Source organism: Trinickia camelliae, from assembly GCF_053525655.1.
Map to the genome: position 1 here is coordinate 22918 of NZ_JBCHAA010000012.1, position 18928 is coordinate 41845.

Below are 18928 nucleotides of genomic sequence, written 5' to 3' on the forward strand. Positions count from 1 at the left end.
GATATAGCCGTTCGATCAGGACGGCAAACAGAAACGCCCGGCTTGGTTCAAGCCGGGCGTTTTGCTTTTGAGGCGCTGTCGATCCGATCGATTGGAAAGGCGCGTGGCGGTGCGCTCAGCCCTGCGCTTCGAACGCCGCCGCCGCACGGCCGAGCCGGTCGTTGACCGCGATCCACTCGATCGTGTCGGGCAGCTTTTCGATCAGAATGCGCGCAACATCCGCGCGATCGAGCGCTCGCAGCAAGCCGTAAAGCTCACGTGCGTACGCAAGCGGATCTTCGGGCGCCGCAACGAAATGCACACCTTCCGCGCCTGCCCAGCGGCCCGCACGCGACTTGCGTGCAACGAGCGCCACGCGCTCGCCGGCATCGCGCGCGGCGCTCAAGATCGGCTCCAACGCTTCGAACGGCAGCAACGCGAGCGGCGTGCGCGGGGCATAGTGGGCCTTCAACGTGCCCGAGGCGCGCGGCGCGGTGGCGTCGCTGCCGTCTGGCAAGCGCGGAGCGACGCCCAGCACGTCGGCGAGATCCTGCGGCGTCACGTGACCCGGGCGCAGCAGCGCCGGAAAGCCGCGCGACAAGTCGAGAATCGTCGACTCGATTCCGACATCCGACGAGCCGCCGTCGAGCACGTGAATCGCGTCGCCGAATTCATCGCGCACGTGCTGAGCCGAGGTCGGGCTCACGTGACCGAAGCGGTTCGCGGACGGCGCCGCGACACCGCCATGCCCGCCGCGCCGCGCGCCGAACGCATCGAGCAGTGCCTGCGCGACCGGATGAGACGGGCAGCGCAGCCCCACCGAATCCTGTCCTCCACTGACCGCCGCGGGAATATGCGCGGCGCGCTTCAGGATCAGCGTGAGCGGTCCGGGCCAAAACGCGTCGATCAGTTTTTGCGCCTCGGCGGGTAAATGCTCGACCCAGTAGTTCGGGTCGCCATGCGGCGCGAGGTGGACGATCACCGGATGATTCGCCGGGCGCCCTTTCGCCGCATAAATGCGCGCGACGGCCTCCGGGCTCTCGGCGTCACCGCCGAGACCGTAGACCGTCTCGGTCGGAAAGGCGACGAGCTGACCGGCATCGAGCAGTTCGGCGGCATGCGCGATCTGCTCGTCCGTCACGGCGGGGGCCGAAGGGAAATTCGAACGAATGGGCATCGATCGGCGGCCGGCGTCAGCCAAGCGGAATATGCAGCAGCCGCGCGCAGTCGCGAGCGGCCGTGCGGGCTTCGTCGAGCGTCGCGGCGGTGAAGTTCACATGCCCCATCTTGCGGCCGGGACGCGCGTCCTCCTTGCCGTACAAATGAAGGCGTGCAGCCGGCATCGCGGCGACTTCATGCCAGGGCGGCGTCACGGGAACGACCTTCGACGCCGCTCCCGGCGCACTCTTCGGCGCTTCGTGGAACCAGACATCGCCGAGGATGTTGAGCATGACGGCCGGCGAATGCTGGCGCGTGTCGCCGAGCGGCATCGCGGTCATCGCGCGCACTTGCTGCTCGAACTGGCTCGACGCGCACGCGTCGACGGTGTAGTGCCCGGAGTTGTGCGGACGCGGCGCCATCTCGTTCGCGACGAGCGAGCCGTCTTCCAGCACGAAGAATTCGACGCACAGCACGCCCACGTAGCCGAGCGCGTCCGCGATCCGCAAGGCCGCCTGCTGCGCCTGCTCGACAAGCGCCGCGCTAGCATCCGGCGCAGGAACCATCGTGTGCGCCAGCACGCCGTTGCGATGCGCGTTCTGCGCAAGCGGGAACACCGCCGACGCGCCATTCGCGCCGCGCGCAATCAGCGCCGACACCTCGAACTTCAGCGGCAAGCGCTTTTCGAGCACGCACGGCACGCCGCCGAGCGACGCATGCGCCTCGCGCACTTCCTCGGCATTACGCACGCTCACCTGACCCTTGCCGTCGTAGCCGAGCCGCGCGGTTTTCAGAATGCCGGGCAGCACGGCTTCGAGTTCCGCGTCGCCGATCGCCGCGAGCGCATCGGACGACTCGATCGCCACATGCGGCGCCACCGGCACGCCCGAGCCGGCGATAAACCGCTTCTCCGCGATCCGGTCCTGCGCGATCGCGACGCAGCGCCCCGCCGGGCTCACGAACGTCGTGCGCGCGAGGAAATCGAGGCTGGCCGCAGGCACGTTCTCGAACTCGGTCGAGACCGCCGCGCACAAGCGCGCGAGTTCGGTGAGCGCCGCCTCGTCGGTGTAGGCGGCGCGCAGGTGCTTGTCCGCCACCGCGCCGGCCGGGCTGGTTTCGTCGGGGTCGAGGACTGCGACGCGATAGCCCATCGCCTGGGCAGCGAAGCAGAACATGCGGCCGAGCTGGCCGCCTCCCACCATGCCGAGCCAAGCGCCGGGCAGAATTGGAGAAACGGGGGTGTTGTCTGAATTCATCTCAGTGGTCGGTCGCGCCCGACGCATGCGCATCGGGCCGGGGTCAAACGGATTCCTGCATGCAGGCCGAAAAGCCTCAAAGCTCGGGCAGCACCATCGCGTGGGCGGCCTCGTTCTGCCGCACGCGGAATGCAGCGAGCCGGTTCGCGTAGTCCGCCGAGGTCGTGCTCAACAGCGCGATCGCGAACAGCGCCGCATTCGCCGCGCCCGCTTCGCCGATCGCGAACGTGGCGACCGGCACGCCCTTGGGCATCTGCACGATCGAATGCAGCGAATCGACGCCCTTCAGATACTTGCTCGCGACCGGCACACCGAGCACCGGCACGGTGGTCTTGGCGGCCAGCATGCCGGGCAGATGCGCCGCGCCGCCCGCGCCCGCGATGATCGCGCGCAGTCCGCGCTCGCGCGCGCGCTCGGCGTAGTCGAACATCTCATCGGGCATGCGGTGCGCGGACACGACCTTCGCTTCGTACGGCACGCCGAACTCCTGCAAGATCGCGACCGCGTGCTTCATCACGTCCCAATCGGAACTGGACCCCATCAGGACGCCGATGAGCGGCGCGCTATGCGTGTGGGCGGTCTGGACGGCTTCGGTCATCGTTGGGCTTTCCTTTATCAAGCGAGCTTCTGCCCGGTGAGGCGTTCGAGCGCTTCCTGGTACTTCTCGCTCGTCTTCGCGATCACGTCGTCCGGCAGCTTCGGCGCAGGCGGCTCTTTCTTCCAGTCTTGCGTTTCGAGCCAGTCGCGGACGAACTGCTTGTCGAACGACGGCGGATTCGTGCCGACCTGGTACTGATCCGCCGGCCAGAAGCGCGACGAATCGGCGGTCAGGGCTTCGTCCATCAGATACAGCGCGCCGTGATTGTCGAGGCCGAATTCAAACTTCGTGTCGGCGATGATGATGCCGCGCGTTGCCGCATATTCGGCGGCTTCCTTGTACAGCTTGATCGAGATGTCGCGGATCGTGGCCGACAGCTCGGTGCCGATGCGGCGCTCCATCTCATCGTAGGTGATGTTTTCGTCGTGATGACCCATCTCCGCCTTCGCGGCCGGCGTGAAAATCGGCTCGGGCAGCTTCTGCGCGTTTTGCAGGCCCGGCGGCAGTTGCACGCCGCACACGGCGCCCGTCGCCTGGTAGTCCTTCCAGCCGCTGCCGGCCAGATAGCCGCGCACTACGGCTTCGACAAGGATCGGCTCGAGACGCTTCACGACCACCGCGCGGCCCTTCACCTGCTCGACTTCGTCCGCCGCGACAACCGTCTCGGGTGCGACGCCCGTCATGTGGTTCGGGACGATGTGCTTGAGCTTGTCGAACCAGAAGTTCGCCATGTGGTTCAGCACCTGACCCTTGCGCGGAATCGGCTCGCCCATGATGACGTCGAACGCGGACAGGCGGTCGGTCGTGACGATCAGGAGGCGATCGTTGCCCACGGCGTAGTTGTCGCGGACCTTGCCGCGGCCAAGCAGAGGCAGCGAGCGGAGCGTGGATTCGTAGAGGGTAGACATCGTCGTGGGCCGTGTGTGGTGAGTTGGGGTGAAAAACGAGCTAAATCCGAACCAAAATCGGGCAAAACAACGTTAAAAAACTTGTCTTAAACAAAAGCCAAACGCCGTTCCCCAAATGATGCGGGAACGGCGATCGGTCGACAACTCGGCCGTCCGGCCTAAGCCGAAAGCGGCGCGAGCAGTCCGCCAGGCTTAGCGCACGACTTGTGCGAGTTCGCCCGACTTGTACTTCTCGGCGATCTTGTCGAGCGGCAGCGGCTTGATCTTGCCCGCCTGGCCTTCGCAGCCAAACGCCAGATAACGGTCGACACAGATCTTCTTCGCGGCTTCGCGCGCCGGCTTCAGGTAGTCGCGCGGATCGAACTTGCCGGGATTTTCCACCATGTAGCGGCGGATCGCACCGGTGATCGCAAGGCGCAGGTCGGTGTCGATGTTGACCTTGCGCACGCCGTGCTTGATCCCTTCCTGAATTTCCTCGACGGGAACGCCGTAGGTTTCCTTCATGTCGCCGCCGAACTCGCGGATTTCCGCGAGCAGCTCCTGCGGCACCGACGACGAACCGTGCATCACCAAGTGCGTATTCGGGATGCGCGCGTGGATTTCCTTGATGCGGTCGATCGCGAGGATGTCGCCCGTGGGTTTCTTCGTGAACTTGTACGCGCCGTGCGAGGTGCCGATCGCAATCGCCAACGCGTCGCACTGGGTCTTGCGAACGAAGTCGGCAGCCTGCTCGACGTCGGTCAGCAGTTGCTCGCGCGTCATCGTCCCTTCCGCGCCGTGGCCGTCTTCCTTGTCGCCCTTCATCGTTTCGAGCGAGCCGAGCACGCCCAGCTCAGCCTCGACCGTCACGCCGATCGCGTGCGCCATTTCGATGACTTTGCGCGATACGTCGACGTTGTACTCGTACGACGCAACCGTCTTGCCGTCGGCTTCCAGCGAACCGTCCATCATCACGCTGGTAAAACCGCTGCGGATCGCCGCCATGCACACCGCCGGCGACTGGCCGTGGTCCTGGTGCATCACGACCGGGATGTGCGGATACGACTCGATCGCCGCTTCGATCAGGTGACGCAGGAACGGCTCGCCCGCGTATTTCCGCGCGCCGGCCGACGCCTGCATGATGACGGGCGCGCCGACCTGGTCGGCGGCGGCCATGATCGCCTGCACTTGCTCCAGGTTGTTCACGTTGAACGCGGGCAACCCGTAGCCGTTTTCGGCTGCGTGATCCAGCAGTTGACGCATTGATACGAGAGGCATGCTTGTACTCCTTGGATTGAACGAATCTTTTTGCTTGGCGGCAGCCGAGGTGCGGCGCCGGTGCGGTTAGGCGCAATTTTATCGCGAAGCGCGTCGCGCTCCGGTGCGTTTGCGAACGCCGGCTCGTGACCGGCGCCGCAAACTTCGTTCCTATCACGGCAAATGCGGCAAATAAAGCGCAAAAAATGCCGCGAAATATCGCGGCATCCGACACACGCTCAGAACGCCTCGCCGACGCGCACGATCTTCAGCGTGTTGGTGCCGCCGGCCTGCCCCATCGGCTCGCCGACAGTCAGCACGACCATGTCGCCGCGCGACGCGTGGCCCTTCGACACGACCACTTCGAGCGCGCGCTGCAGCGCCGCGTCGCGGTCGTTGTTCGACTCGACGGGCAGCGGCGTCACGTTGCGGTAGAGCGCCATCGCCCGCTGGCTGTTGATGCGCGGCGTGAGCGCGAAGATCGGCACGTGGGTCCAGTGACGCGACATCCACAGCGCGGTCGAGCCCGACTCCGTGAGCGCGACGATCGCCTTCGCACCGAGGTGGTACGCGGTGAAGAGCGCGCCCATCGCGATCGATTGGTCGATGCGGGTGAACGTGCGGTCGAGGAAATCCTTATCGAGCTCCACATGCTCCGACTTCTCGGCCTCGACGCAGATCGCGGCCATCGTCTCGATCGTCTGCACCGGGTATTTGCCCGCCGCCGATTCGGCCGACAGCATGACCGCGTCGGTGCCGTCGAGCACCGCGTTGGCGACGTCCGACACTTCGGCGCGCGTCGGCACCGGCGCGTGGATCATCGATTCCATCATCTGGGTCGCGGTGATCACGAACTTGTTCGAATCGCGCGCCATGCGGATCATGCGCTTTTGCAGCGCGGGCACCGCCGCGTTGCCGACTTCGACGGCCAAATCACCGCGCGCGACCATGATGCCGTCCGACGCGTCGAGAATGCCCTGCAGCACCGGAATCGCCTCGGCGCGCTCGATCTTCGCGATCATCTTCGGCTTGATGCCGTACGGCATGCCCGCGATGTTCGAAAGCTGGCGCGCCATTTCCATGTCGGTCGCGTTCTTAGGGAACGACACCGCGATGAACTCGACACCGATCGACATCGCCGTCTTGATGTCCTCCATGTCCTTCGCGGTCAGGGCCGGCGCGGTCAGGCCGCCGCCCTGGCGGTTGATGCCCTTGTTGTTCGACAGCTCGCCGCCGACCTTCACGACCGTGTGGATCTCTTCGCCGATCACGCGCTCGACCGTCAGCACGATGAGGCCGTCGTTCAGGAGCAGGACGTCGCCGGCCTTCAGGTCGCGCGGCAGATCCTTGTAGTCGAGGCCGACGCGATCGTCGTTGCCGAGCTCGCAGCCGGCGTCGAGGATGAACGGGTGGCCCGGAACGAGCGTGGTCTTGCCGTTTTCGAACTTGCCGACACGGATCTTCGGACCTTGCAGGTCGGCCATGATGCCGACCTCGCGGCCCGCGATGCGCGCCGCCTCGCGCACGAATTCGGCGCGCTGGCGGTGATCGTCGGCCGTGCCGTGCGAGAAATTGAGCCGCACCACGTCGGCCCCGGCTTGAATCATCTGCAGCAGAATTTCCGGCGTGCTGGATGCCGGGCCGATGGTGGCGACAATCTTGGTGGCGCGATGCATGAGTCTCCTCGTCTGAGTGGAATCGCTGGGATTAACAACGCTGCGAGTCGGGTGCGATGGCTGCGCCGCTAACGGTGCAGCCGGCTGGATTGCGCCGGTTTGGGCCGGCGTCTCATGGTCGGTCAGAATGGGAGCTGCTGCGCCAGCAGGCTCAGCCGGTGCTTTCGCACCGGGCTGCGCCGCCGGTTGGGACACTGCAACGGCCGCCGCTTGCGCGGCTGCCGAGGTGGCTGAATCGACTGCTTGCTCGGCCGACTGACCGCGGGGGCGCGCGGTGGGGTGGTCAGTCGTCGAAGCTGTGGTGGTGTTTTCCGTCACATCGGCCGGGCGGGCTGACGCCGTGGCCGATGCGTTTGCGGTGGCGTTTGCAGTAACTTCTGCGCCCGGCGCGACACGCGCGCCGGACTTCGCCTTAGCCGGCTTGACAAGCTTTGCCGGCTTACCCGAGGGAGCGCGCGCCGACACGATCAGGCCCGCGCTTCGAGCACTTCGACCGCGGGCAGCTTCTTGCCCTCGAGGAACTCGAGGAACGCGCCGCCGCCCGTGGAGATATAGCTGACCTTGTCGTGGATGCCGTACTTCGCGATGGCCGCGAGCGTATCGCCGCCGCCGGCGATCGAGAACGCGGGCGACTTCGCGATCGCCTCGGCGAGCGTCTTGGTGCCGTTGCCGAACTGGTCGAACTCGAACACGCCGACCGGGCCGTTCCAGACGATTGTGCCCGCGCTGCCGAGCTGGGTGGCAAGCGCTTTGGCCGTCTCCGGCCCGATGTCGAGGATCATGTCGTCGTCTTCGATCTGGCTCACGGGCTTGGTCACGGCCGCGGCCGTCGGCGCGAATTCCTTCGCGGTGACGACGTCGCTCGGGATCGGCACCGACGCGCCGCGCGCGCGGGCCGCATCGATGATCGCCTTCGCTTCGTCGACCAGATCCGTTTCCGCCAGCGACTTGCCGATCTTGAGGCCGGCCGCGAGCATGAACGTGTTCGCGATGCCGCCGCCGACGATCAGCTGATCGACCTTCTCGGCCAGCGACTTGAGGATCGTGAGCTTGGTCGACACCTTCGAGCCCGCGACGATCGCCACGAGCGGGCGCTTCGGGTTGCCGAGCGCCTTGCCGAGCGCGTCGAGCTCGGCCGCGAGCAGCGGGCCGGCGCAGGCGATGGGCGCGTACTTCGCGATGCCGTGCGTGGTGGCCTCGGCGCGGTGCGCGGTGCCGAACGCATCGTTGACGTAGACGTCGCAGAGCTTCGCCATTTTCTGCGCGAGCTCGTCGGAATTCTTCTTCTCGCCCTTGTTCACGCGGCAGTTTTCGAGCAGCACGACCGAGCCGGGCGCGACGTTCACGCCGTTCTCGACCCAATTCGCGACGAGCGGCACGTCGCGGCCGAGCAGCTCGGCCAGGCGCTTCGCGACCGGCGCGAGCGAATCTTCCGGCTTGAATTCGCCCTCGGTCGGGCGTCCAAGGTGCGAGGTGACCATCACGGCGGCGCCGGCGTCGAGCGCGGCCTTGATGGCCGGCACCGAGGCGCGGATGCGGGTGTCTTCGGTGATGTTGCCGTCGTCGTCCTGCGGCACGTTGAGGTCGGCGCGAATGAACACGCGTTTGCCGGATAGCTTGCCTTCTGAGATCAAATCGGAGAGACGCAGTACTTGGCTCATAAGAATCGATTTTGCGGGTTGATTGGAAGGCGAGTCTTGCGCGGTGCGCCGCCGGCTTGTCTCCAGGGCCGGCCTCCGTTCCGGACTGCGAAGGGCCCAAAGCGGCCTCGAAGCGATCCGGAAGCGGCCCGAAAGGCTTGGCCCGCCGTGCGCGTCGCAGCGTGAGCCGCGCCGCGGCACCACGAGCGCACCGCAACAGAAAACGAGCATTTTAGCCGATCCCCATGTCGGACTGACCCGTCCGGGAGCGAATGTCTCGTATTTGGCGGCAGCGCGATATGCTGCGACGCAGCAGCAAGCGCCTCATCCGCACGCCGCGCGAACGCCGGTCCGCTAGACCAGAAACCGCATCGCGGTAAAAACCAGCATGCCGACGACGATCGTCCCGATCATGCTGCGGCGCCACAAAAACCATGCAAGACCGGCCAGCGAGCCGTAAAACGCATGGTTCGCGAGACCAAACGACACCGCCCCACCGGACGTCACCAGCACGTCCGGAAGGACTACGGCGATCAGAGCGGCCGCCGGCGCGTAGCGCAGTCCGCGCTGCACGCGCTCTGGCAGCACCGTGCGCTCCCCGCCGATCAGGAACAGCGCGCGAGTCACCGCAGTGACGACGAGCATCCCGAAGATGGCGAGCCAGATTTGCGTCGTCGTCATTGCGCGTCTTCCGCTTGGTTGTGAGGGCTGCCGCCCTTGCCCGCGGCCCGGACGCGCTTCAAATCGGCGCGCTCGGCCATCAGATCGGCCACGCTGCCAGCGGCGAGCGCGGCAAGCACGGCAAGCGGCAGCGCAAGCCGATAGGGCAGCGCATTGGCAAGCAGCGCGACGATCCCGGCCACGACGACTGCGACCAGCGTCGAGCGGCTCACGATCGCCGAGATCATGATCGGGATCAGCGCGAGCGTGCCGGCGAGGTCCAAGCCCCAGCTGTCGGGAAAGAGGCTCGCGAGCAGGATGCCGATGATCGACGAGACCTGCCACGTGACCCAGCTCGTCAACGACATCCCCCAGAAGTAGGCTTGCTTGCCCGGCACGTGGCCGATGGCGAAGTTCTTTTTCTGGAACAGCAGGTAGACCAGGTCGCCGTTGAAGTACCCGAGCACCAGCCGGCGCGGCAACGACAAGTAGGAGAAGTGCGGCGCGAGCCCGGCGCTGAAGATCACGAAGCGCGTGTTCACCATGGCCGCGGTGAGCAGCACGGTCCAGACCGGCAGCTTGGCGGCAAGGAGCGGCAGCACGGCGAGCTGCGACGACCCGGCGTAGACCAGGAGCGACATCGCGAGCGCCTGCGGCACGGTCAGCACCGATTTGCTCATCGCGATGCCGGTGACGAGCCCCCACGAGAACATCGCTGTCAGGGTCGGCGAAATCGTGCGGACGCCCTGCTTGAAGGCGGCGCGGTCGGTGTCGGACAGGCGGGCGAGCATGGCGTGGCGGTGGCGGCGGAACACCGGAAGAGCGTGTGGGCGAAATCGGGACCAGACCGGGTAGTCTGCGCTTGTCTCGGGCCTCGTTGCCGCTCGAGTCCGCCGGTTTGGGCGAGCGGCAAATTATAAGATGAGGCGGCGCGCAAACGCCCGGCCCAGATGCAAAAGACGCTAAAATGTGCCCCTTATCGCCTGAAACGCCCCACCCCGTTAGGAGAAACGTATGTCAATGGCCGATCGCGACGGCAAGATCTGGATGGACGGCAAGCTGATCGACTGGCGCGATGCCAAGATCCACGTCCTGACCCATACCCTGCACTACGGCATGGGCGTTTTCGAAGGCGTGCGGGCTTATCAGACCGATAGCGGCACCGCGATCTTCCGTCTGAAAGAACACACGAAGCGCCTCTTCAATTCCGCCAAGATTTTCCAGATGGACGTGCCGTTCGATCGCGAAACGATCGAAGGCGCGCAGCGCGAAGTGGTGCGCGAAAACAAGCTCGAATCGTGCTACCTGCGTCCGATCATCTGGGTCGGCTCGGAAAAGCTCGGCGTGTCCGCCAAGGGCAACACGATCCACGTCGCCATCGCTGCTTGGCCGTGGGGCGCCTATCTCGGCGAAGACGGGCTCGCCAAGGGCATCCGCGTCAAGACCTCGTCGTTCACGCGCCACCACGTGAATGTGTCGATGGTGCGCGCGAAGGCGTCCGGCTGGTACGTGAATTCGATTCTCGCGAACCAGGAAGCCACCGCCGACGGCTACGATGAAGCGCTCCTGCTCGACGTGGACGGCTACGTTTCGGAAGGCTCGGGCGAGAACTTCTTCCTCGTGAACAACGGCAAGCTGTACACGCCCGATCTGTCGTCGTGCCTCGACGGCATCACGCGCGACACCGTCATCACGCTCGCGAAAGACGCCGGAATCGAAGTGATCGAAAAGCGCATCACGCGCGACGAAGTCTATACGGCCGACGAAGCGTTCTTCACCGGCACCGCCGCCGAAGTCACGCCGATCCGCGAGCTCGACAACCGCACGATCGGCAGCGGCGCGCGCGGCCCGATCACCGAGAAGCTGCAATCGGCGTTCTTCGACGTGGTCGCTGGCAAGAACCCGAAATACGCGCACTGGCTGACTAAAATCTAATTCCGGCGCCGCCCGCGAGAGACGAGCGGCGCACACACGCATACAACGAGAAATTGTCCTCATGAGCGAAATCAAGGAAATGCCGCTGGTCGAACTGACCGCGAAGGATCTGCCCGCGTACTGCCCGAATCCGAAGATGGATCGCAAGATGACGCATCCGCGCGTGTTCATCGACGTGACGCACGGCGAAGCTCGCTGCCCGTACTGCAGCACGCGCTACAAGCTGCGCGACGGCGAGGTCATCCGGGGTCATTGAGCCCGCGCGGACTGCGCCCGGTGCCCGCCGGCCGCTCGCGCCGGCGCTGTCACCCGTTCTCCTACACAACCCAAACGCGACGCGCACCCGCGCGCCGCGTTTTCTCACGACATCGGAATCCCTACTGATGCGTCGCGCGTTGGTTATCGCCCCAAATTGGATTGGTGACGCATTGATGGCGCAACCGCTGTTTGCGCTCCTGAAGAAACTCCATCCGCGCATCGCGATCGATGCGGTCGCGCCCGGGTGGGTCGCGCCCGTGCTCGAACGGATGCCGGAAATCCGCGACGTTTACGCGACCGATCTCGCCCACGGCAAGCTGCAATTGCTGCGCCGCTGGCAACTTGCAAGCGACTTGCGCGACGTCGGCTACGACGCCGCCTACGTGCTGCCGAATTCGCTCAAATCGGCGCTGATTCCGTGGCTGGCGGGAATCGCGCTGCGCATCGGCTACACCGGAGAAAACCGCTTCGGCCTCTTGAACGTGCGCCACGCGAATCCGCGCAAGGACGAGCGGCCGCCGATGAGCGGCCATTACGCCGCCCTCGCCTACGCGCCCGGCGCCAACGTGCCGAAGCTGCAGGAAAGCCTGCCGATGCCGCGGCTCGAGTCTGATCTCAATGAAGCGTCGCGCGTGTCGGCGCGCTTCAACCTCGACACGCGCGTGCCGCTCGTCGTGTTCTGTCCCGGCGCGGAATACGGCGCCGCCAAGCGCTGGCCGCCCGAGCATTTCGCGGCGCTCGCGCAGATCGTCGGACAGTCGTTCCCGTACACGCAGATCGTCGCGCTCGGTTCCGGCAAGGACAGCCCGATTGCCCAGCAGATCTCCGAGCGCGCGCCGAACGTGCGCAACCTGTGCGGACAAACGTCGCTTAGCGAAGCCTGCGCGCTGATCTCGCGCGCAAGCGCCGTCGTCACCAACGATTCAGGCCTGATGCACGTCGCGGCCGCCCTGCGGCGCCCGCTCGTGGCCGTCTACGGCTCGACGGATCCGCGCCACACGCCGCCATTGTCGGAGCTCGCAAAGGTACAATGGCTGCATCTCGAATGCAGTCCCTGTTTTCAGCGCGAATGCCCGCTGGGCCATCTGAACTGCCTGCGTGAATTGAGCGCGGAACAGGTGTTCGGCGACCTGCGCGGGATGCTGCTCGGCGAGCGCTGACGCACGGAAGCCGCGAATCGTTTGTGCGTTCAATATCCCTGACCGAAACGGCGCGCCGCCGCGCGCAAGAGACTAACGAGCCATGCCACGTTTTGCCCGCCTCTTTGAAGCCGCAGCCGATTCCCTCAACGCGTTCTACCAGGCCGTCACGGATGGCAGCATCGACAGCATGATGAGCCTGTGGATCGACGAGGACTTCGCGAGCTACATCTGCGCGGACGGCTCGCACTGGCACGGTCTCGAGCACATTCGCGCGGGGCTTGCGGCGCAGTTGGAAGCGGGAGCGTTGCCGGCATCGATCGAGCCGCTCGACATTCGCGTCTACGACAGCCTCGGCACCGTCGTCTACGCGATCGCCGAAGCGCACCAGCCGGCCGATCCGCTCGACACGCCGCGCATGGTGTTCTCGACGTACGTGATGGTTCACGAGCGCGGCGAATGGCGCATCGCGCACATTCACGCGAGCCCGATGCCGGAAGAAACGGCCACGCACTTTGCCGCGAAGTTGCGGCACGGACAGGGGCCGCTGCACTGAGCGCGCAGAGCGCTTGATGGGTAGAGATTGGGTTTGTGGGGGGATGGCATGAGTACGGCGCATAAGAACTCGGCGTCGATGCCGGCGGCCGAAAGGTCCGCAAAGGGCGGCAGCGCGCTCGTCGACATGCTGTACAACCCGCCGCTCTGGCTCCCGACGAGCCACGCACAGACCATCGTTCCCGCGCTGTTCGGGCGCCGCCCTTCCGTCGACTACCGGCGCGAGCGCTGGGACACGCCCGACGGCGACTTCATCGAACTCGACTGGCTCGATTACCGCGCACGGGGCGCAACCGCCACACCCGCCTCGACCGCGCCGCTCTTCGTGCTGTTCCACGGCCTCGAAGGCAATTCGGACTCGCATTACGCGCGCACGCTGATGTCGGCCGCCTATGCGCGCGGCTGGCACGGCGTCGTTCCCCACTTCCGCAGCTGCAGCGGGCCGCTCAACCTGATGCCGCGCTTCTACCACCTCGCCGATAGCAACGAAGTCGACTGGGTCCTGCGCCGCTTGCGCGGCGTGCATCCGGGACCGATCGTCGTCGCGGGCGTGTCGCTCGGCGGCAACGTGCTGTTGCGCTGGCTCGGCGAGCGGCGCGAAGACGCGTCGTTCATCGCGGCGGCGGCGGCCATCTCGGCGCCGCTCGACGTCCACGCGGGCGGGCACGCGCTCGCGCAAGGCTTCTCGAAGGTCTACACGAGGAGCTTCCTGAAGACGCTCAAGCACAAGGCGCTCATGAAGCTCGACCAATACCCGGGCCTTTTCGATCGCGACGCGATGCTCGCGAGCCGCACGATGTACGAGTACGACAACGTCGTCACCGCACCGCTGCACGGCTTTCGCAATACCGACGACTACTGGACGCGCGCGACCACGCGCCCGCTTCTGCCGCACGTCGCCGTGCCGACGCTCGTCCTCAACGCACGCAACGACCCGTTCCTGCCGTGCACGGCGCTGCCGACGCGCGCGGACGTCTCGGCTGCGATCGAGCTCGACCAGCCCGACGCGGGCGGCCACGTCGGCTTCATGACGGGGCCGTTCCCGGGCCGTATCGACTGGCTGTCGCGCCGCGTGTTCTCCTACCTCACGCCCTTCGCTATCGATGGATGAAATCGTCAAACAGGCGCTCGCCAAATGGCCGAACGTGCCGCATTGCACCGGATGGCTACTGCTCGACCGGCGCGGAGACTGGCGCATGCGCGATGAAGCGGCGCAGGCGTCCGGCGCGAGCGGCACGCCAATCCGTCATGCGGCGCTGATCGGCTTCATCTGCCGCAACTACGAGTCCGACGAGCGCGGCCAGTGGTTCTTTCAGAACGGGCCGCAGCGCGTGTACGTCGAATTGGCCTATACGCCGTGGATCGTGCGGCTGGCGCGCGATGCCGCTGGCGGCGGTGCACTGACGCTGACCGATCAGACTGGGGGCGTGTTCGAGCCCGCAGCTGTGTTTGCCGACGATGAAGGCGGCATCCTGTTCGCCAATGCGGCTGAGCCGGCGCGCGTCGCAGCGCTGCACGACCATGACCTCGATTTGTTCGCGGACTCGTCGACGCTGTCCGCCGATGGGCTCGGCGGTCAGTTCCACTGGCGTGTGGGTGTCGATTTGGCGCTGCAGACGGTGCTGCGCGCGGAGGTGGCGGCGCGTTTCGGGTTTGTTGCAAGTCCGGCGGCGTCGCAGTAACAGCGCGCTCACCGCATGTGCAAGACGCACACACGCGCACGCACCAATCCGAACTCCGGCAACTGGCGCGACCTGCCGCGGACACCGCCGCTGCTATGATGGGCGCCCTCTAGCGACACATGGGACCGAAACAGGCCCCCTTAAGCGCTAACAGCTTTCCATGAGGCCGGACTCAGCGCCAAGGCGCCAAGTCCGAATCGACATCTCGCCGACAAAGGAGCCCGACATGCCAGAACTCACCCATTTCGACTCAGCCGGCCAGGCCCACATGGTCGACGTCGGCGGTAAGCAAGAAACTAAGCGCATCGCGCTCGCGCGCGGTTCGATCCGCATGCTGCCTGAGACGCTCGAGCTGATCCGCGGCGGCAACGCCAAGAAGGGCGACGTGCTCGGCATTGCGCGTATTGCGGCGATCCAAGGAGCGAAGCGCACCGCCGACCTGATTCCGCTGTGCCATCCGCTCGCGTTGACGCGCGTCACCGTGGATTTCGCACTCGACGACACGCTGCCGGGCGTCGTCTGCACCGCGCAGGTCGAGACACTTGGCCGCACCGGCGTCGAAATGGAAGCGCTGACGGCTGTGCAGGTCGGCTTGCTGACGGTCTACGACATGTGCAAAGCCGTCGATCGCGGGATGACGATCACTGAAGTGAAGGTGCTCGAAAAGCACGGCGGCAAGTCGGGAGATTGGGTCGCGCCGTAACGGTCAATCGTCGCTATCGTCATCGTCCGGCGTGACGTCCTTGGGCGGCAAGCCGTACTTCTTCACCAGTTCTGCCTTGAAACCGGCCAGCACCGCCTGCTGCTGGTCGCACAGCGCGTAGAGCGAAGCGAGTTGCGACGGCCAGTCGTGCAGTTCCTCCGCGAAGATCTTCAGGCGCGCCACCGTATCGAACGCCGCGCTCTGCTGCCCGTCGAGCGCCTGAAGCACCGCGTAGCGGCGCAACACGGTCTCGCCCGGCAATAGCGCAATCGCCTGCTTATGCATGTCGAGCTTCATCGGCAGATCCTTGCGGTCGATCGGCAGCAGCGTCGCCATCCCGTACTCGCCCCAGGCGTTAAACAGGAACGACGGATCGGCGCGATATTCCTCCGCGGGATGTGAGCCGTAATACAGCACCTCCGAACGCTGGTAGTCGCGGTAGATCGGATACAGCGCAGCCAGACCGCCGACGACGAGCACCACCTGGATGCCAAGCGACAACCCGCTCGGCACGAATCGCAGCGGTTTGGTTTCGAGAAGCCCGAAGATGAACATCGCCGGCAGCAGGAAGAACATGTACTGCTGCGGATATTCGACGAGCGCGTGCATCAGCAGCACGCCGATGAGCGCAACACCGAACACGCGCGGCGCGCACTGCGGTGCGCTCACCACGCGTACGAGCCAAGCCAGAAGGCCGATCAGGAGAATACCGAGGCCGATCAGCCCGGACTTCGCGAGCAGGTCGATGAAGATGTCGTGCGAGTTGTTCGCGATTTCGACGCCGCCAAGCGCGTTCGCGAGCGCGAACTGAAAGCGCGGAAACTCCCCCCAGCCGACACCGAGAAGCGGATGCGACTTGAACATCGTCAAGCCGTATTTCCAAAGCGCGATGCGCGGCGCGATCTGGCCTTGGTCCTTGAAGCGGTCCGCTGCCGATACGGCCAGATCAAGGTTGTAGTGCACGTTGGCCCAGCGCACCGCCACGTTCACGACGAGGAAGATCGCGACGAGCGCGAACGGAATCAGCCATTCGCGCGTATTACGCCGCGCGCCGCCATGCCTGCGCGATTCGGCGGCCGCCATCCAGAAGCCCGCGACGACGATCACGCCCGTCTGCAGCCAGGGCCCGCGCGACACGGTAAGCGCCTGCCCGAGCGCGCAGATCGCCGACACCAGCGCCCACAGAACCAGGTTGAGCCGGCGCGTTTGCGCGAGGAACATCGCACCTGCCATGCCGAACGCGATCACGGTGGCGAGGTGATTCGCCTGCGCCATGTTGCCGAACGGCCGGCGCTCGACGGTGATGTTGTACGCAACGACGAACGGCGAGAAACGCACCTCCGCATGAAAGAGCTGGACCAGCTGACACAGCACCGCGAAAAGCGCGCCGGCGATCAGCGCGCCCGCCGCCCAGCGCAACGCGTCCTCGGACATGCTCGCGCGAGCGAACCCATAGCCCGCGTGCACAGTCATGAAGGCGGCGAGCAGGAAACCGGCGCCAAGCCAGTTCATCGACGGCTGGGCGACCGGCAGCAAGAATGTCTGCGCTACGAGCACCAGGCCGAACGCAAGCGGCACGAGCGCGACGACGGGCGAAGCGTACGGAATGCGCGGCCGCGCGCTCGTCACGAGAAACAAGACGCCGGCGCCGACCAGCAAATACAGCGCGAGCGCCGTGAATTCCGCGTAGAAAGTCGGGATCGGATAGGTATGGTTGGTGACCGCGTAGGGAAGAATCAACGCGAAAGCCAACAAAACCAGCGACAAATAACGTGCAAATGGGGAGGGCATGAGGAACCGGTGGCGTCAGCAACCGGCGCACTATACAAAAAAATTCTTTCACTGTGCGCCGGACGACGGGAATATCGGCGAATTCGCGAGCCGCGTGTTGCGGCGACGCCATCCGGCAAGCGACCGCCCTACCCCTGTGCGATCACGCGCGGCACTCGGGCGGCGCCAGATTCGCGGGCAGCGTCGGGGCGTCGGACGGCAGCGGTCCCGCTCCCGGAGCCGGCAGCGACGACGCGCTCTTGCCGCCCGCGAAGCACTCCCACGTCACCGAACCGGCGAGCGCCGCGCCCTTCGAAAGCGCGATGCGCGCCGTCGGCGTATCCGCATTGTCGGGCAGCGATGGCACCAGCACGAGCGTATTGGAGCCCTCGGGCGCAACGCGCGTTGAATAGCTCACGGTGATTTGACCAGTGTCGTCGTCGATACGCACCGACTCGACGTTGCGCGTGGCCGGCGGCGCCGAGTAGCCTCCAGCGAGCCCATTGCCGCTGGCCGCGTTCTCAGCGACGGCAAGCCGCGCCGACGACGCCAGCGACAAGCCCTCGCCCACCCGGCTGCGCGCCAGATAGTCCTGATAAGCGGGGATCGCATACGCGGCAATGACCCCGACGATCGCGAGCACGATCATCAACTCGATCAGCGTGAAGCCGGCCTTGCGGCACGTACGCGCGATGCGGGCGCCCCATAGCCCGGCAAGAGAAAAGGGCGAGCCGCCGCTGCGGCTCGAGATACGGAGAAGAGAAAAAACGGACATCGGCTGGCTCCCTGAATGAAAACGCCTGCCCGGAAACTGGGCAGGCGTCCTCATCGTAGCCAGCGGGGGGAATGCCCGGCACTCGGCCGGTCGGCTAACGTGCGGGCAATCAGTGCGAGCCGGAGGAGGCGCTCGCGTCAGCGCGCCGCACGGCCCGTCGCTTGAGGCAATACCCGACGATGACCACGAACACCGCTCCCGCAATGTGCGCGCCGTATTCGGCGGCGGGCGTATCGAGCAACGGCCAGCGGTCGCCTGCCGGATCGTTGATGATGAGGCCGCCCGCGATCCAGCCGAGCAGCGCCGCGCCGAGCGTGACGATGATCGGGAAGCGATCGAGCAGCTTCAGCACCAGCGTGCTGCCCCACACGATCAGCGGAATGCTGAGGATGAGGCCGAAGATCACGAGCGCGATCCGGTGCTGCGGATCAGCGGTTTCGGCCGCGCCGGCGATGGCGATGACGTTGTCGAGGCTCATCACCGCGTCGGCGATGACGATCGTCTTGATCGCGGACAGCAGCTTGTCGGCAGGCTTGATGTTTTCATGGACATCGTGTGCCGGCGCCATCAGACGCACGCCGATCCACAAGAGCAGCAAACCGCCCGCGAACTTCAGGAGCGGCACGTCCAGCAGCACCACGGCAAACGAAATCAGCGCGACCCGCAAGACGATGGCGCCCGCCGTGCCCCACAGAACGCCGCGCACGCGCTGCTCTTGCGGCAGATTGCGGCACGCAAGTGCGATCACGACTGCGTTGTCGCCGCCGAGGAGGATGTCGATGATGACGATCTGGAGGACCGCGCCCCAGTGGAGCGACGTGAAGAATTCGAGCATGGAAAAAGAGGGAAAAGGCGACGAACCGGCAGCTTTGCATGGGACCGGAGTCATGCTCTGCATGGGACCAAAGTAAGCGCTAAAGCGCTAACTCTGGTCGACACGCTGAAGCGCTAACTCCGGCCGACATAAAAAAGCGAGGAAGCAATCTTTGCTCCCTCGCTT

19 protein-coding genes are annotated in these 18928 nt (G+C 65.7%); 7 read left to right on the forward strand and 12 right to left on the reverse strand.

The window, feature by feature from the left end:
• Positions 1-115: 115 nt before the first annotated feature.
• The 9 genes from AAHK20_RS19830 to AAHK20_RS19870 form a co-directional block, all read right to left on the reverse strand.
• Positions 116-1156 carry an L-threonylcarbamoyladenylate synthase gene (locus AAHK20_RS19830; RefSeq protein ID WP_449183219.1) on the reverse strand — a complete coding sequence of 347 codons (1041 nt, stop codon included), beginning with the start codon at positions 1154-1156 and terminating at the stop codon, positions 116-118.
• 16 nt (positions 1157-1172) lie between these two features.
• A complete protein-coding gene (locus AAHK20_RS19835) occupies positions 1173-2393 on the reverse strand; it encodes a 5-(carboxyamino)imidazole ribonucleotide synthase (protein ID WP_449183220.1) in 1221 nt (406 codons plus the stop codon).
• Between the two features lie 76 nt (positions 2394-2469).
• A complete protein-coding gene (gene purE, locus AAHK20_RS19840) occupies positions 2470-2991 on the reverse strand; it encodes a 5-(carboxyamino)imidazole ribonucleotide mutase (RefSeq protein ID WP_449183221.1) in 522 nt (173 codons plus the stop codon).
• Between the two features lie 17 nt (positions 2992-3008).
• The gene (locus AAHK20_RS19845) at positions 3009-3899 is read right to left on the reverse strand and encodes a phosphoribosylaminoimidazolesuccinocarboxamide synthase (RefSeq protein ID WP_449183222.1); all 891 of its coding nucleotides are present in this window, start codon (positions 3897-3899) and stop codon (positions 3009-3011) included.
• Positions 3900-4091: 192 nt separating this feature from the next.
• Positions 4092-5156 carry a class II fructose-bisphosphate aldolase gene (gene fba / locus AAHK20_RS19850; protein WP_449183223.1) on the reverse strand — a complete coding sequence of 355 codons (1065 nt, stop codon included), beginning with the start codon at positions 5154-5156 and terminating at the stop codon, positions 4092-4094.
• A 218-nt stretch (positions 5157-5374) separates the two neighbouring features.
• Positions 5375-6811: a pyruvate kinase gene (gene pyk / locus AAHK20_RS19855; protein WP_449183224.1), complete on the reverse strand. Its 1437-nt coding sequence runs from the start codon at positions 6809-6811 to the stop codon at positions 5375-5377.
• Positions 6812-7278: 467 nt separating this feature from the next.
• Entirely contained in the window at positions 7279-8472 is a 1194-nt protein-coding gene (locus AAHK20_RS19860; RefSeq protein WP_449183225.1) for a phosphoglycerate kinase, read from the reverse strand.
• A 333-nt stretch (positions 8473-8805) separates the two neighbouring features.
• Positions 8806-9132 (reverse strand): AzlD domain-containing protein, encoded by a 327-nt coding sequence (locus AAHK20_RS19865; RefSeq protein WP_449183226.1) that lies wholly within the window; start codon positions 9130-9132, stop codon positions 8806-8808.
• Complete coding sequence (locus AAHK20_RS19870; protein WP_449183404.1) at positions 9129-9902, reverse strand: AzlC family ABC transporter permease; 774 nt, start codon at positions 9900-9902, stop codon at positions 9129-9131. Before AAHK20_RS19870 ends, AAHK20_RS19865 begins: the two co-directional genes overlap by 4 nt.
• Before the next feature lie 223 nt (positions 9903-10125).
• On the opposite strand from AAHK20_RS19870, the gene AAHK20_RS19875 reads away from it, so the two are divergent.
• The 7 genes from AAHK20_RS19875 (at position 10126) to moaC (ending at position 15383) form a co-directional block, all read left to right on the forward strand.
• Positions 10126-11046, forward strand: a complete 921-nt coding sequence (locus AAHK20_RS19875) for a branched-chain amino acid transaminase (RefSeq protein ID WP_449183227.1) — start codon at positions 10126-10128, stop codon at positions 11044-11046.
• Positions 11047-11107: 61 nt separating this feature from the next.
• Positions 11108-11302 (forward strand): zinc-finger domain-containing protein, encoded by a 195-nt coding sequence (locus tag AAHK20_RS19880; RefSeq protein ID WP_449183228.1) that lies wholly within the window; start codon positions 11108-11110, stop codon positions 11300-11302.
• A gap of 127 nt (positions 11303-11429) precedes the next feature.
• Positions 11430-12464, forward strand: coding sequence for a lipopolysaccharide heptosyltransferase II (waaF, locus tag AAHK20_RS19885; RefSeq protein WP_449183229.1), 1035 nt, complete (start codon positions 11430-11432; stop codon positions 12462-12464).
• Positions 12465-12546: 82 nt separating this feature from the next.
• Positions 12547-12999 (forward strand): nuclear transport factor 2 family protein, encoded by a 453-nt coding sequence (locus tag AAHK20_RS19890; protein WP_449183230.1) that lies wholly within the window; start codon positions 12547-12549, stop codon positions 12997-12999.
• 48 nt (positions 13000-13047) lie between these two features.
• Complete coding sequence (locus AAHK20_RS19895) at positions 13048-14109, forward strand: YheT family hydrolase (protein ID WP_449183231.1); 1062 nt, start codon at positions 13048-13050, stop codon at positions 14107-14109.
• Positions 14102-14680, forward strand: coding sequence for a DUF2946 family protein (locus AAHK20_RS19900; RefSeq protein ID WP_449183232.1), 579 nt, complete (start codon positions 14102-14104; stop codon positions 14678-14680). Before AAHK20_RS19895 ends, AAHK20_RS19900 begins: the two co-directional genes overlap by 8 nt.
• Before the next feature lie 226 nt (positions 14681-14906).
• On the forward strand, positions 14907-15383 hold the full coding sequence (moaC, locus tag AAHK20_RS19905; RefSeq protein ID WP_449183233.1) for a cyclic pyranopterin monophosphate synthase MoaC: 477 nt from the start codon (positions 14907-14909) through the stop codon (positions 15381-15383).
• A 3-nt stretch (positions 15384-15386) separates the two neighbouring features.
• Here the strand turns inward: moaC and AAHK20_RS19910 are convergent, their stop codons facing one another.
• The 3 genes from AAHK20_RS19910 to AAHK20_RS19920 form a co-directional block, all read right to left on the reverse strand.
• Positions 15387-17174, reverse strand: a complete 1788-nt coding sequence (locus AAHK20_RS19910) for a PglL family O-oligosaccharyltransferase (RefSeq protein WP_449183234.1) — start codon at positions 17172-17174, stop codon at positions 15387-15389.
• 142 nt (positions 17175-17316) lie between these two features.
• Positions 17317-17928 carry a pilin gene (locus tag AAHK20_RS19915; protein WP_449183235.1) on the reverse strand — a complete coding sequence of 204 codons (612 nt, stop codon included), beginning with the start codon at positions 17926-17928 and terminating at the stop codon, positions 17317-17319.
• A 109-nt stretch (positions 17929-18037) separates the two neighbouring features.
• Entirely contained in the window at positions 18038-18763 is a 726-nt protein-coding gene (locus AAHK20_RS19920; RefSeq protein WP_449183236.1) for a TerC family protein, read from the reverse strand.
• Between the last annotated feature and the right edge of the window lie 165 nt (positions 18764-18928).